This is a genomic window from Herbaspirillum sp. GW821-FHT09A12 (assembly GCF_059418325.1).
Genome location: NZ_JBWKPR010000013.1, coordinates 131,501 through 146,479, shown reverse-complemented (window position 1 = coordinate 146,479; position 14,979 = coordinate 131,501). Strand labels below are relative to the sequence as shown.

Below are 14,979 nucleotides of genomic sequence, written 5' to 3'. Positions count from 1 at the left end.
GTGCGGTAAAAAATGGGCGAGGCAGAGTCGCTGCGCTCCGACTGCCTCGCTGATCCATTTTTTACCGCACTCCGGCAGCTGGCCCACAAGGGGAATGCGTAGCCGGCTCGCCTTCGGCCTCGCGGTGCTTGCTGCTCGCCTGCGGCATCGGTGTTTTTGATCGCTATCGCTTCTACGCGTCGTCCTGACTTTCGCCAGGACGCAGTGTCGTTAATGATTCACCTACTCCGTTCGGGCTGAGTAGCCGCGTAGCGGCGTATCGAAGCCTTCTTCTGCATTCAAGCCTTCGCCTTGAAACTACGCAAGAAATCCAACAGGATCTGTCCGGACACTTCCGCATCGTCCGCCGTCATGGTTTCCAGCGGGTTGTGGCTGATGCCGCCGTTGCCGCAGCGGGTGAACAGCATGCAGACATCGGTCATCCTGGCGATCGCCATGGCGTCGTGCCCGGCGCCGGAGGCCAGTTCGAACGGGGGGATGCCGGCGCGTTCGGTGGCGGCGGCCAGTTGCTGCATCAGCCAGGGGGCGCAGGGGGCGGCGGGGGCGGAGACGGTTTCTTCGATCTTGGCGTCGACGCTGCGGCGTTCGCAGATTTCGTTGATCTTGGCCAGGATGTCGGCGACCGCGGCCAGGCGCACGTCGTCGCGGGCGGCGCGGATGTCGAGCGAGAGCTGGCAGGCGCCGGGGATGACGTTGGTGGAGCCGCGCGGGACCTGCAGCTGGCCGACCGTGCCGACCAGCGAGGCGTGCTGGTCTTGCGAGCAACGTTGTTCGACGTAGAGGATGATCTCGGCGGCGGCGGCGCCGGCGTCCTTGCGCATGTTCATCGGCGTGGTGCCGGCATGGCTGGCTACGCCCTTGAGGTCGACCAGGTAGCGCGAGCTGCCGGCGATGGAGGTGACGATGCCTACCGGCAGGTCGCGGTTGAGCAGCACCGGGCCTTGTTCGATGTGCACTTCCACGTAGCCCAGGATGTCGGAGGGATCGCGTGCGATCTGCGGGATGGCGGCGATGTCGTGGCCGGCCTGGGTGATGGCGTCGCGCATGGTGATGCCGTCGCGGTCTTGCAGGTCCAGCAGGTTCAGGTCGAACTGGCCGGTGACGGCGTTGCTGCCGAGGAAGGTGCTCTTGAAGCGCACGCCTTCTTCTTCCGAGAAGCCGATCACTTCGAAGTGGAAGGGCAGGGTCTCGCCGCGTTCGTTCATGTGCTTGACGGCGGCGATGGCCAGCAGGATGCCTTCGCGGCCGTCGTACTTGCCGCCGTTGCGCACGGTGTCGTAGTGCGAGCCGGTCAGCAGGGTCTTGGCCTGCGGGTCGGCGGAGAGGTAGCGGCCGACCACGTTGCCGACCGCGTCGATGTGTACGTGCATGCCGGCTTCGCGCATCCAGTGCGCGATCTGGTCGGCGGTGCGGCGGTGGGTGTCGGTCAGGTAGGTGCAGGTCAGCGCGCCTTCGTCTTCCGACAGGGCGCCGATCTCCTCGGCCCATTGCATCACCGTGGCGCCCAGCGCCGGCTTGTGGCCGGCCAGGTCGTTGAGGCGCATCTCGGCGATGCGGCCGATCTGGCGCAGCGCTTCGCGCAGTTCGTCTTCCGGCTGGTTGCGCAGGCGGCGGGTGAAGGTGGCGATGATTTGCTGGCGCGTCAGGCCGGCGCCGGTCGGGCCCTTGACCGCCAGGATGAAGGGGAAGCCGAACCTGGCGTTGTAGTCGGCGTTGAGCTTTTGCAGCGTGGCGAATTCTTCCGGCGAGCACATGTTGAGCCCGGCCCGGGCCTGCTCGCCGGTCGATTCGGCGGTCAGTTCGCCGGCGATGGCGGCTTTGCCGGCCAGTTCCGGGTGGGCGCGGATCAGGCCCAGTTGCTCGGCGCGGCCGGCGTCGGCGACCACCTTCTGCAACGCCAGCTTCAGGGCGGTCAGGTTGCGGAACGGTCGCTGCGCGGCCGCGCGCTCGGGAATCCAGGGCGAATGCTCATAGATGCCGTGCAGGGCGGCGATGAAGGCGGAGGCCTCGGCGTTGTTGAGTTGTTCCAGTGTGGTCGTCATGTGTTTGCCGGGCGGATTGGCCCCGGTCTCTTCAGTTGTTCGGTGTTGCGGTGTTGCAGCGTTGCGGTCGCCGGTATCTGTTTTTTGCGATTGTCGGCCGCGATTGTTGCGCCTGGATGTCGTCCAAAGCCGCCATGCGGACGGTTTTGAGCGGTAGCCTAGACTTTAAAACATCTTGGCCCGGATGGCATCAACGGTTTCATCTGGGCCGTATGCGATTTCGCTTATCACGCGGCGGATATAACCTCCCATTTTCCGCCGGACGGCGCCTGAACTCCGCAAACACGAATGCCGTTCAGCACTTAACTGAACGGCATCGCCATTTCATCCGCGTTTTCTCAATGGTCCGAGCTTTGCGCCGCGGCGACCGCATAGCGCGCCACGTCTTCTTCCGTGCCGCGGCCGTTGAAGAACAGGTTCAGGATCACCGCCATGGCCGAGGCCAGCAGGATGCCGCTGTGGAAAATCGTGCCGAGGAAGGCCGGCATCTTGTCGAAGAAGGTCGGGGCGACGATGGGGATCATGCCCACGCCGATGCTGATGGCGACGATGAACAGGTTGTTGCGGTTGCCGTGGAAGTCGACCCTGGAGAGGATCTTGATGCCGGTCGCCGCCACCATGCCGAACATCACGATGCCGGCGCCGCCCAGCACGAACTGCGGGATCGAGGCCGCCACGTGCGCCATCTTGGGGAACAGGCCGAAGGCGAGCAGGATCACGCCGGCGGCCACGCAGACGAAGCGGCTGCGGATGCCGGTCACGCCCACCAGGCCGACGTTTTGCGAGAACGAGGTGTAGGGAAAGGTGTTGAACATGCCGCCGATAACGGTGCCCAGGCCATCCACGCGCAGGCCGCGCGCCAGCGTCTTGTCGTCGATCTTCTTGCCGACGATGTCGCCCAGCGCCATGAACATGCCGGTCGATTCGATCATGGTCACGATCATGACCAGGCACATGCTGATGATGGAGGCGATGTCGAACTGCGGCATGCCGTAGTGGAAGGGCCTGATGAAGGCGAACCAGTCGGTTTCGTCCAGTCCGTCGAAGCTGATCTTGCCCAGCGCGAAGGCGATCGCGAAGCCTATCACCATGCCCATGAGCACCGAGATGTTGGAGATGAAGCCTTTGGTGTATTTGGTGATCAGCAGGATCGACACCAGCACGATGGCGGCGATCGACAGCGACAGCGGCGAGCCGTAGTCGGGGTTGGGGACCTTCACGAACACGCCGTCCACCAGCTGGCCGATCACCGGCTGGCCGCCGGCGGCCCAGTTGATGCCCACGCCCATGAGCGAGATGCCGATCACGGTGATCACGGTGCCGGTCACCACCGGCGGGAAGTAGCGCATCAGCTTGCTCATGTAAGGCGAAGCCAGGATGCAGAAAACGCCGGAGGCAATCACGGCGCCATAGATGTGCAGGATGGTCAGCGAGGGGTTGTTGGCCATCGCCACCATCGGGCCGACGGCGGCGAAGGTTACTCCCATCATGACCGGCATCCTGATGCCGAATTTCCAGATGCCGGCGCTTTGGATGATGGTGACCAGCCCGCAGCAGAACAGGTCGGCGCTGATCAGGAAGGCGATTTCGGATTTGGGAAGGTTCAAGGCGCCGCCGATGATCAGCGGCACGGCGATGGCGCCGGCGTACATCACCAGCACGTGCTGCATGCCCAGTGCGAACAGCTTGAATACGGGTAGGCGTTCATCCACCGGATGGCTTGGGGTTTGCATGGCTGTCTCCTGGTTTGATTTTTGTATCGGAACCTGACATGTGACCGCGCCTGGCAGGGCGTGCCTTGTCGCTTGAAATGGGGTTCCGTGGTCAGTTCCTTGCTCCGTTCATGTGTTCGGATACAGGCCTGGTGCTCAGGATACTAAAGCAATCCCACGGACCCGATATATAGGGTACTGCATACTGCCTGGCGGGCCGTCGATATATGCGGCATGGACATAGAGCCGACCTGCCGCAAGCCGTCTTTCAGTGAGGCGCCGCCCCAACCACCATCTTGGCCGCGGCGCTGACCTGGGCGCGCAGCCACTTGTGCTCGGTGGCCTGGTGCACGCGCTCGTGCCACAACTGATAGAAGCGCAGCGGCGGGAACTTCACCGGCACCGTGTAACTTTTCAGGGAAAGCAGCTTCTCGTAGAAGCTGGCGAACTGCTGGCCGGCGGTCAGCACCAGATCGGTTTGCGCCACCATGTAGGGCAGCATACGGAAATGCGCCGATTCCACCACCACATTGCGGCGCAAATTCTGCTTTTCCAGGAAAGTATCGATGGTGCCGTGGTAACCCGGCAGGATCTGCGAGGGCGCGGCATGCGGCAGCGAGAGATAATCCTCGATGCTCATGGCGTCGCGCGCGGTGCGCTTGGCGTAGGCGCAATCGGCGCGCATCAGGCATACGATGGGGTCGTCGAACAGTTTCGACAGGTGCAGGTGCGGTGGCGGCTCGTCCCAGTTGGCGATCACCAGGTCCAGCTCGCCGTCCGACAGCAGGCGCACGTAATCGGTCTCGGGGCCGAGCGCGTGGATCACGATGTGGCTCCTGGGCGACTCGCGCCGCAGCCGCGCGATCACTTCGGTGAAGAAAGGCGTGTTCATGTAGTCCGGCGCGGCGATGTGGAAGGTGCGTTCCTCGTCCTGCGGCACGAAGGCGGTCTTGGGCACGAACAGGCGTTCGGTCTCGTCCAGGATGCGCTTGGCCGGCTTCAGCAGGCTTTCGCCGTGCTGGGTCGGCACCATGCCGCGCGCGCCGCGCACCAGCAGCGGGTCGCCGGTCAGTTCGCGCAGCTTGCGCAGCGAGGCCGAGATCGACGGTTGCGGCTGGTTCAGTTTCAGGGCCACGCGTGAAACGTTTTTCTCGCACAACAGCAGGTAAAGGATGCGGATGAGGTGGATGTCGAGATGGTCTGGCAGCCTGGACATGGGGATGTCTCCGGGGTCTTCGTTCAAGCGCGTGGTTATCGCGCAAAAGGGCAGGTGACGGTTTTTCGTTCACTCTGTGGACGCCCGCGATCGGGATCGCGGGCGTCCTGGTTTATGTCGTCAATGTTGTGCGGGTTCCCGGTAGCGGTGCGAAGCGCGGAGCCGGACAGGATGCAAGCACCATGCCATGGCCAATCTGGTTCGCCTTCGTGCGCCGGCCGGTCTCTGCGGCCTTTTTTGCTTGCTGCCCAAGCTGGAAGGCATGGGCGGCAAGAATTTGGTTAATGGAATGAATTGCGCACGACCGCAAGCGTCCCACATTTACGAGTCATTTTTGTATATGGACATGCGTATGTCAAATATACGTTGTGAGCGATGTGTGGAGGGCCCGGCGGCGTTTATCTTCTGTGCAGCCGGCCCATGCCACGGAAATCGTCGACTCATAAGGGCGCGATGGTACGCAGCGGGGGACGGCAGGTAATCAAGAACAGATGGCGCGACATGAAGCCATCGGGTCGTAGCGGCAGCGACGGCAGGAGACCGGTACGGGGCCGCAAGCCGCCGCGCCAGATATTCCCGCCGCGCGGGAAGCTCTCATCCACTCAGAATTGCATTGCCGCGCGGCACTGTTGCCGTTGCGCCAGCCATCCTGCAGCCAGGCGGACGAGTTTTCATGACGGCCCTTTACTGAGGCAATGCCTCGCCTGTCCGGAGTGCCTGCGGTGGCGGACGGGAATCCTGAGTTGGGGAAGACATGGAAGCATTATTGGTATCGTACGGCATCGAATGGGCCAACCTGCTGGTGCGCTGGCTGCACCTGATCACCGGCATCGCCTGGATCGGCGCTTCATTTTATTTCGTCTGGCTGGACAACTCCATCCGCCCGCCCAAGCCGGGCAGCGAGCTGGAGAAGAAAGGCGTGTCCGGCGAGCTGTGGGCGGTGCACGGCGGCGGTTTCTACAACCCGCAGAAATACCTGGTGGCGCCGGCCGAACTGCCGCAAGAACTGCACTGGTTCAAGTGGGAGGCATATGCCACCTGGATCACCGGCATCGCCATGCTGTTCATCGTCTACTACTTCAACGCCTCGGCGATGATGGTCGACAAGTCGGTCGCCAACCTCTCCGGCCTGGAAGCCGTGGGCGTGGGCATCGGCACCCTGGTGGCGGGCTGGATCGTCTACGACCTGCTGTGCAAGTCGCCGCTGGGCAAGAAGGAAGGCTTGCTGGGGCTGGTGATGTTCGTCTTCATCGTGGCCGTGGCCTACATGTTGACGCACCTGCTGTCGGGTCGCGCCGCCTATATCCACGTCGGCGCCATGATCGGCACCATCATGGTGGGCAACGTGCTGATGGTGATCATCCCCGGCCAGCGCAAGCTGGTGGAGGCGATGAAGGAAGGCAAGTCGCCCGACCCGATCCACGGCCGCCGAGGCAAGCAGCGCAGCGTGCACAACAACTACTTCACGCTGCCGATCCTGTTCATCATGATCAGCAACCACTACGCGATGACCTATACGCACGCGTATAGCTGGCTAGTGCTGGCGGCCATCATGGCGGCCGGCGTGCTGATCCGCCACTTCTTCAACCTGCGCCACAAGGGCCGGGTATCGATCGCTTATCCGCTTGCCGGCGTGGCCCTGCTGCTGGCCGTGGCAGTGGCGATCGCACCGCGTCCGGTGGCGCCGATAGTGCCGGTGGCCGCTGCGGCTGCCGTGCCTGCCGCCGATGGATCGGTTGCCGCAGTGGCGGCAGCGGCGCCGGCCGCGCCCGACTTCGCCAAGATCCAGGCCATCATCACCCAACGCTGCGCGAGCTGCCACTCCGACAAGCCGACCCAGGCCGGGTTTGCCACTGCGCCGGCCGGCATGATGCTGCAGACGCCCGAGCTGATCCGCCAGCACGCCGCCAAGGTGTTCCAGCGCGCGGTGCAGACCAAGGACATGCCGCTGGCCAACATGACGCAGATGACCGACGAGGAACGCTCCGAAATCGCCGCCTGGTTCCAGGCCGGCGCCAAGTAAGCCAAGAGAACAAGGAAAACCCATGAACACCATCACCATCGACGGCTTCACCCTGAGCGCTGAGCAAGTCATCCGCGTGGCGCGCGCGCCGCACCTGAAGGTAGCGCTGGCGGACTCGTCGCGCACGGCCTTGAAGCAAAGCCGCGACTACATCGAAAGCACCTGGATGCACGACGAGGCGCCGATGATGTACAGCTTCAACACCGGCGTGGGCCTGCTGAAGGACACCCGCATCAAGGTCGAGCACATCGAGCTGTTCCAGACCCAGTTGATCCGCGCCCACAGCGCCGGCATCGGCGAGCCGTTCTCCGAGGAAGTCAGCCGCGCCACCATGCTGCTGCGCGCCAACGCCTTCGCCTCCAACTACTCGGCCCCGCGGGTGGAAGTGGTGGACCGCCTGCTGGCCTTCATCAACGCCGGCATCCACCCGATCATGCCGCAGAAGGGCTCGGTGGGCGCCTCCGGCGACCTGGCGCCGCTGGCCTACCTGGCCGCCGCCATCGCCGGTTTCGACGAAGCCGAAGTGATGTACCAGGGCCAGCGCATGCGCGCGCCGGAAGCGATCGCCAAGGCCGACATCGGCCCGGTGCAATTCGACCTCAAGGCCAAGGATGCCTCGGCCCTGATCAACGGCTGCACCGCCTCGCTGGCAGTAGCGATCCTGGCCGCGCACGACGCCCGCCACCTGCTGACCGACGCCTGCCTGTCGCTGGGCCTGACGCTGGAGGCGATGCGCGCCGAGATGGCCGCCTTCGATCCGCGCATCCAGCAGGCGCGTCCGCACACCGGCCAGATCAAGACCGCCCAGGTGGTGCGCACGCTGTTGAAGGGCTCGACCCGCACCACCCACGAGGCGCGCGCGGTGCAGTTGCCGGACGAATTGCGCCGCACCGACATCCCCTACACCGCCCGCATCCAGGATGTGTACTCGCTGCGCTGCGCGCCGCAGGTGTACGGCCCGGTGTTCGACGCATTGGACTACATCGACACCATCATCGAGAAGGAAACCAACTCCGCCACCGACAACCCGCTGATCTTCAGCAAGGAAGAGGGCGAAGGCTTCGAGATCATCTCCGGCGGCAACTTCCACGGCCAGTACCTGGCGCAGGCGATGGACTTGCTGGCGATGGCCATCACCGACCTGGGCAGCATCTGCGAACGCCGGGTGGCGCGCCTGATCGACCCGACGCTGTCGTGGGGCCTGCCGCGCAACCTGATGAGCGGCGTGCGCGGCGTGAATACCGGTTATCCGGTGGTGCAGTGCTCGCTCAGTTCGCTGGTGATGGAAAACCGCACGCTGTCGATGCCGGGCAGCGTGGACAGCATCCCGTCCAAGGGCAACAGCGAAGACCACATCTCCAACTCGACCTGGTGCGCGCGCAAGGCGCTGACGGTGGTGCAGAACACGCAATACATCGTCGGCGTGGAAATGCTGCTGGCGGCGCAGGCGTTGACGATGACCGAGGGCTTGCTCAAGGGCTTCACGCTGGGGCAGGGCACGCAGGCGGCATACGACGAGATTCGCCGCCAGATCCCGGCCTGCCTGGAAGGCGACCGCTGGTTCCACAACGACATCCAGGCCGCGCACGGTTTTGTGGTGAGCGGTTCGGTGCGCGATGCGGTGGTGGCTGCCATCGGGCAGTTCGTGTGAGGCGTTGTATTTAGCTGTGATTATTTCGCTGCGATGATCTTGCTGCGATGAAAAATGCCCGGATTAATCCGGGCATTTTTGCGTTTGGATCGTGCGGCGGTTTCAGCGCGATGCCGCCAACTGCAGCATGCGGTCGCCCATCCGGCGAAAGCCCGGATGGCCGGAAAGCTGCAGTTCGTTGCCGATCTTTTTCATGAAAGCGGCGGTGGCGGTGTCGGGAATCTTCTCCAGCCAGAAGTGGCCATCGTCGATGCGGCCGCGCTCGGCCAGCATGCAGGCATAGCTGTATTGGCCGCGGAAGTCGCCGCCCTCGGCCGATGCGCGGTAGTACTTGAACGCGGTGGCGCGGTCCGCTTCGACCACGAGGCCATCTTCGTAATAGCGTCCCACCAGGTTGAGCGACTTGGCATGGCCCAAGGCGGCCGCCTTGCGGTACCACTCCAGCGCCAGCGCGTGGTCTTGCTCCAGCACGCGGCCGCTGGAGAGGAAGTTGGCGTAGTTGTACATGCCCCAGTCGAGGCCGGCTTGCGCCGCCTGCAGGTACCAGTGGGAGGCTTGCAGCGGATCCGGCGCGATGCCCCAGCCATGTTCGAGGCAGCGGGCGCGCATGTTCATCGCGATCGGCAGGCCCTGGTCCGCAGCCCGCGCGAAGCAGTCGAAGGCGCGCGCGGCATCTTGCGCAATGCCCCGGCCATCCAGCAGCAGTTGCCCGAGCATGGCTTGCGCTTGCGGGTCTTCCAATGCGGCGGCGGCTTGCAGCCAGTGCGCCAGTGCGTCCGCCGGGCCTGCAAACAGGGCCTGCCATTGTTGCGCCGTCACGGCATCCAGTTCCGCACGGCTGCGCGGTGGGGCGGGGTGGCCGGTCATGTGGCGCTCCACTGGCGGATCAGGTTGTGGTACACGCCGATCAGCGTACGTCGCGCCGTTTCGTCGGCGTCGGTGGCATTAAGTTTCTGGATGGCATTGTCCAGGTCGAACAGCAGGGCGCGCCGGGTATCGTCGCGCACCAGGCTTTGCGTCCAGAAAAAGCAGGCAAGGCGTATGCCGCGCGTGATCGGCGTGACGCGATGCAGGCTGGTGGCGGGGTAGAGCACCATATCGCCGGCCGCGAACTTGGCGCGATGCAGGCCGTAGGTGTCGTGGATTTCCAGCTCGCCGCCGTCGTACTCATCGGGCTCGCTCAGGAACAAGGTGGCGGACAGGTCGGTACGCAGCTTGCGGCCGTCGGGCAGGATGCGGATGCTGCCGTCGATGTGCTCGCCAAAGGTCATCCCTTCGCCATAGCGGTTGAACATGGGCGGGTAGACGGCATTGGGCAAGGCGGCGCTGATGAAGGTGGAGTGGCCTTCGACCGCCGCCAGCACGATTTGCTGGCATTGGCGGGCCACTTCCGAGCGCTCGTCGATCTGTTGGTTGAACTTGACCGGCGCACCCTGGTAGCCGGCGGTAACGCGGCCATCCACCCAGGCGGGGCCGGCGGATTCGAGCTTGTCCCGCAGGATCTTGAGTTCGTTTTGGTCGAGTACTTCTGGAATGCGAACCAGCATGTTGTTCTTTCGGCGGATCTGGATCCGGGATCTGTTATGCGCGATGCGGACGTGGCCAGTTATGGTGTCGGCGCAACAATGTAAAAAGTTTTCAAGAGATTTTAATGATAATGAAAACGATTGTCATTTATAATTCTGCTTAACAATAATTAACAGGTTGCCGCTTGATGTTCATCAAGCATCCCGATTCAGGCGGCATCCCACGTTGCCGTAATTCCGCCAGCCACTCGTTCCGCACGAACCGCCAGCCCTTATCACCCTCGGGGAAGCGGCGAATGCCATGTCATGGCCTTCGCCGCATCAGTCTTCACCAATAAAAAAGGAAAAATATGGACCGCCGGTTCACTCCCGTCGTCGCGACCCTGTTCGCTGCGATCAGCACTCCTGGCATGGCGCAAACCAGCGCCGCCAAGGACTCATCCCAAGATGCCAGCTTGCCCGAAGTGGTGGTGACCGACAATGCGGCCAGCACTGTGAAGGTGGATAAGACCTCTTCGGTGAAGTCGACCGCGCCACTGCTCGATACGCCCAAGTCGATCACCGTCATCCCCTCCGAAATCATCAGCCAGACCGGTTCGACCTCGCTGGTGGAAGCGCTGCGCACCACGCCGGGCATTACCTTCTCGGCCGGCGAAGGCGGCACCCCGCTGGGCGATCGTCCGCTGATCCGCGGTTTCGACGCGCAAAGCGCGACCTACATCGACGGCGTGCGCGACACCGGCGCGCAGACGCGCGACATGTTCAACATCGAATCGATCGAAGTCACGCGCGGTTCGGACAGTACCGCGGGCGGCCGCGGCGGCCCGGGCGGCAGCATCAACCTGGTGTCCAAGCTGCCGAAGAAGGAAGCGTTCAATGAAGTCAACGTCGGCCTGGGCACCGACAGCTACAAGCGCACCACGCTCGACAGCAATATGCTGTTGGGCGACAACCTGGCCTTCCGCCTCAACGCGCTGTACTACGACAGCGGCGTGCCGGGGCGCCCGAGCGCGGTCGACGTCAGCCGCTGGGGTGTCGCGCCATCGATCAAGTTCGGCCTGGAAGGCCCGACCTCGGTCACGCTGAGCTACTACCACCTGCAATCGGACGACATGCCCGACTACAGCACGCCGTACCGCAACAGCGGGGCGGCGCGCAGCAAGGCCAACCCGGATGGCCCGGTCAACGTGGGCCGCCAGTTCTACGGCCGCACCGCGCTGGACTTCCGCAACACCCAGACCGACATCGGCACGGTGCAGTTCCAGCATGACTTCAGTAAGCAACTGTCGCTGCGCAATACCACCCGCTATGGCAAGAGCAGCCAGGATTACATCGTCACCAACCCGGACGACAGCGCCGGCAACGTCGTCAACGGCTATGTGTACCGTTCGCCCAAGACCCGCATCTCGGATACCACGACCATCACCAACCAGACCGACCTGACTGGCGAGTTCGAGACCGGCCCGTTCAAGCACAAATTTGCGACCGGCCTTGAACTGACCCATGAAGAAACCAATATCGGCAGCTATGTGGTGACGCAGACCAGCGCCAGCGGAGTGCCGATTTCCGGGCGTGTCTGCAATGCTTCGCTGTTGTCCAGCTATGCTTGCACCAGCCTTTACCGTTCCAATTCGGGCGACCCTTTCTACGGTACCGTGACCCGTTCGCCGACGGTCACCAACACGACCGTGATCACCAAGTCGCTGTACGGTTTCGACACGATGGAGCTGACCAGGCAATTGTTCCTGAACCTGGGCCTGCGCTGGGACAACTATTCGACCCACTCGGTGCAGAACACCGGCGCCAACAATTTCTCCAACAACGACAGCTTCCGCAATTACACGGCCGGCCTGGTCTACAAGATCACGCCTGAGGCCAGCGTCTATGTCTCCTACGGTACCGCTTCGACCCCGTCGGGCGCCAGCGTGGGCGATGGTGGCGACAACCTGTCAGCCGCCAACCAGGCGCTGCCGGCCGAGCGCACCAAGACCGCCGAAGTCGGCGCCAAGTGGGACCTGTTGAACAAGCAGCTGTCGCTGACCGGCGCGGTGTTCCGCATCGAGAAGAACAATGCGCGCGTGGCGGTGGATGCGACCACCCAGGCCGTGGCCGGCACCCAGCGCGTGAACGGCTTCGAACTGGGGATCTCGGGCAACCTGACCCGCAAGTGGACCGTGTTCGGCGGCTATACGCACCTGGATGCCAAGCTGGTCGACAACGGGCCGCTGGCGGCCAACTCGGTCAACAACGGCAACCAGTTCCCCAACACGCCCAAGGACAGCGCCAGCCTGTGGACGACCTATCAGGTCTTGCCCAAGCTGACCATCGGCGGCGGCGCGTTTTACGTCTCGCGCGTATTCGGCAATCCGGCCAACAGCCTGTTCGTGCCGTCCTACGTCCGTTACGATGCCATGGCCACCTATGTCGTGGACAAGAATGTGACCCTGCAACTGAACGTGCAGAACCTGACCGACAAGCTGTATTACGACCAGGCTTTCACCACGCACTATGCGCACATGGGCCCCGGCCGCTCGGCGGTGCTGAGCGCCAACATCCGCTTCTGATCCGGGCGGCGGCAAGAAAGGAAATGGCCCCGCAAGGGGCAATGCAGTGCAACGAAGCGTGATCGCTGCCATTTTGGCGCGACATATTCGCAGAACCAGAAAAAGCGCCGCTCCGAAGTCATCCGGAGCGGCGCTTTTTTCTTATGTAACGGCATTCCACCGGGGCATGCCTGCCAGCGAGGTGGCGGCGCCGTTCAGAAATGGTATTCGGCGCGCACCATCGGCGTCTTGGCCAGCGAGCCCGGCACGTTGGACGGGTTGCCGAACTTGTTGCGCCAGTACTGGTATTCCAGGCCGACGCGCAAGGTGTTCTTGTCCATGCCCATGGTATTGCCGAGGTCGTACATGATCTGGCCGTCGAAGTTCAGTTCGGGCGAAGTCGGGCCGCCGAATTCGTTCTTGCCCTTGGCCGCGATGTAGTTCAGGTAGCCTTCGAAGGCGAAGCCCGACGTACCGAAGGGAATGCCCCAGGCCAGGTTCAGCATCGGGTGCGTGTCATAGCTGTAGCGGCTGGAGATGCCCTTGGGCTGGTTGCTTTCGAACAGCGCCAGGAGGCTGATGTTGAGAAAGCCCGGCACGTCCATCATCAGGGTGGGGCCGACCACCCACATGCGCTTCTTGGAGGCGTAGCTGTTATCGTTCTTGGTGTTCCAGTCGAAGCCGAGCGTGAAGCCGACGCCGCGTGCCGGGCCGAAGGACAGGTCGCGGCCCGCGATCTTGCCGATGTCCAGCGTATGGCGGTAGGTGATGTAGGCTTCCTGCGCGTTGTCGTCCTTGCTGTCGGACATCAGCAGGTCGACGTTGAGGAAGTTGGTGCCGTATTTGTAGCCGCTGGCGTGGGTGAAGTTGACGATGTTCTTGCTGATGTCTTGCGTGTTGTAAGGCTCGGCGAAACGCGTGCCGTAGCGGTAGCCGATCGAATTGTCGGACCAGTCGGCCGCGGCAGCCGCGCCGGATGCCGCCAGCAGGCCGGCGGCAATGGCGCCGTGAATACGCCGGGATGTTTGTTGCATGGTGTCTCCTCCATTGTTTGATTGTGGCTGCGCGTTGTTGTTTGAGTGCGCAGTTCCGTGGTTCCGCCACGGCGGTCAGGCAAAAAACGGACGTGCGGGATGCAGGCATCCTGTGCCTGCGCAAAACAGGCGGTGCAGGCGGGTCAGGCGGATCAGACGGGATACGGTGGATGGCCGGCGCAGGGTAGGCCGGCCAATGCCCGGTCTTCAGCTTCGGTTGGAAGCGGCAGGGGCGTATGGGTGGGTCTGGCGCCAGTGTTGGGCGATATCGATGCGGCGCGTGACCCAGACCTTGTCGTGGCCGCCAATGTAGTCGAGCAAGCGCGCCAGCGATGCGGCGCGCCCCGGGCGTCCGGCCAGCCGGCAATGCAGGCCGACCGACAGCATCTTGGGACGGTCCAGCCCGTTCGGATCGCCTTCGCGGTACAGCGTGTCGAAGGCGTCCTTCAGGTAATCGAAGAACTGCGTGCCGGAGTTGAAGCCCTGCGGCGCGGCGAAGCGCATGTCGTTGGTGTCCAGCGTGTAGGGCACGATCAGTTGCGGCGCGCCCGATCCATCGGAAAGGGTGACCTCTTCCCAGTAAGGCAGGTCGTCCGCATAGCTGTCGGCGTCGTAGGCGAAGCCGCCGTGCTCGGCCACCAGGCGGCGCGTGTTGGGCGAGTCGCGTCCGGTGTACCAGCCCAGCGGCGGCGCGCCGGTCAGTTCGCGGATGATCTGCGCCGCTTCGGCGAGATGGCGACGTTCGGTGGCTTCGTCGACATTCTGGTAGCTGATCCAGCGCAGGCCGTGGCAGGCAATCTCATGGCCCAGTTCGAGGAAGGCGGCAGTGGCCTCGCGGTTGCGCTGCAAGGCGCGCGCCACGCCGAATACGGTCAGCGGCAGGCGGCGTTCCTCGAACAGGCGCAGCAGGCGCCATAGTCCCGCGCGCGAACCGTATTCATAGATCGATTCCATGCTCATGTGGCGCGCCGTGAAGCTTTGCGCGCCGATGATCTCGGAGAGGAAGGTCTCGGAGCCGGCATCGCCGTCGAGTACGCAGTTTTCCGCGCCTTCTTCATAGTTCAGCACGAACTGCACGGCGATGCGCGCGCCGCCCGGCCAGTGCGCATGCGGCACCTGGCGGCCGTAGCCGGCCAGGTCGCGGGGATAGTTGGGGTCTTTCATGTCTCCTGCCTCGTCTTGGTTTTCTGCTGTATTTGCGGCGATTGCGCGTGCACCTGTTTGGGGCGGAT

General features: G+C 63.6%; 10 protein-coding genes. 3 read left to right on the top strand and 7 right to left on the bottom strand.

Annotated elements, in window-relative coordinates:
- Positions 1 to 278: 278 nt before the first annotated feature.
- From AC07N6_RS21085 to AC07N6_RS21075, 3 genes are all read right to left on the bottom strand, one after another.
- Entirely contained in the window at positions 279 to 2,042 is a 1,764-nt protein-coding gene (locus AC07N6_RS21085) for an allantoate amidohydrolase (RefSeq protein ID WP_494782112.1), read from the bottom strand.
- 338 nt (positions 2,043 to 2,380) lie between these two features.
- Entirely contained in the window at positions 2,381 to 3,775 is a 1,395-nt protein-coding gene (locus AC07N6_RS21080) for a nucleobase:cation symporter-2 family protein (protein WP_494782111.1), read from the bottom strand.
- Between the two features lie 247 nt (positions 3,776 to 4,022).
- A complete protein-coding gene (locus AC07N6_RS21075) occupies positions 4,023 to 4,970 on the bottom strand; it encodes a LysR substrate-binding domain-containing protein (RefSeq protein WP_494782110.1) in 948 nt (315 codons plus the stop codon).
- A gap of 754 nt (positions 4,971 to 5,724) precedes the next feature.
- Here AC07N6_RS21075 and AC07N6_RS21070 point away from each other — a divergent pair.
- Both AC07N6_RS21070 and AC07N6_RS21065 read left to right on the top strand, forming a co-directional pair.
- On the top strand, positions 5,725 to 6,993 hold the full coding sequence (locus AC07N6_RS21070) for a urate hydroxylase PuuD (RefSeq protein WP_494782109.1): 1,269 nt from the start codon (positions 5,725 to 5,727) through the stop codon (positions 6,991 to 6,993).
- Between the two features lie 22 nt (positions 6,994 to 7,015).
- Positions 7,016 to 8,644 carry an HAL/PAL/TAL family ammonia-lyase gene (locus tag AC07N6_RS21065; RefSeq protein ID WP_494782108.1) on the top strand — a complete coding sequence of 543 codons (1,629 nt, stop codon included), beginning with the start codon at positions 7,016 to 7,018 and terminating at the stop codon, positions 8,642 to 8,644.
- A 102-nt stretch (positions 8,645 to 8,746) separates the two neighbouring features.
- Here AC07N6_RS21065 and AC07N6_RS21060 read toward each other — a convergent pair whose 3' ends face one another.
- Both AC07N6_RS21060 and AC07N6_RS21055 read right to left on the bottom strand, forming a co-directional pair.
- Positions 8,747 to 9,511, bottom strand: a complete 765-nt coding sequence (locus tag AC07N6_RS21060) for a tetratricopeptide repeat protein (RefSeq protein WP_494782107.1) — start codon at positions 9,509 to 9,511, stop codon at positions 8,747 to 8,749.
- Positions 9,508 to 10,191 carry a Fe2+-dependent dioxygenase gene (locus AC07N6_RS21055; RefSeq protein ID WP_494782106.1) on the bottom strand — a complete coding sequence of 228 codons (684 nt, stop codon included), beginning with the start codon at positions 10,189 to 10,191 and terminating at the stop codon, positions 9,508 to 9,510. Before AC07N6_RS21055 ends, AC07N6_RS21060 begins: the two co-directional genes overlap by 4 nt.
- A gap of 329 nt (positions 10,192 to 10,520) precedes the next feature.
- Here AC07N6_RS21055 and AC07N6_RS21050 point away from each other — a divergent pair, with 329 nt between their 5' ends.
- Positions 10,521 to 12,734, top strand: a complete 2,214-nt coding sequence (locus AC07N6_RS21050) for a TonB-dependent receptor (protein ID WP_494782105.1) — start codon at positions 10,521 to 10,523, stop codon at positions 12,732 to 12,734.
- Positions 12,735 to 12,928: 194 nt separating this feature from the next.
- Here the strand turns inward: AC07N6_RS21050 and AC07N6_RS21045 are convergent, their stop codons facing one another.
- On the bottom strand, positions 12,929 to 13,747 hold the full coding sequence (locus tag AC07N6_RS21045) for an outer envelope protein (RefSeq protein WP_494782104.1): 819 nt from the start codon (positions 13,745 to 13,747) through the stop codon (positions 12,929 to 12,931).
- Positions 13,748 to 13,954: 207 nt separating this feature from the next.
- The gene (gene puuE, locus AC07N6_RS21040; protein WP_494782103.1) at positions 13,955 to 14,911 is read right to left on the bottom strand and encodes an allantoinase PuuE; all 957 of its coding nucleotides are present in this window, start codon (positions 14,909 to 14,911) and stop codon (positions 13,955 to 13,957) included.
- Positions 14,912 to 14,979: the final 68 nt, after the last annotated feature.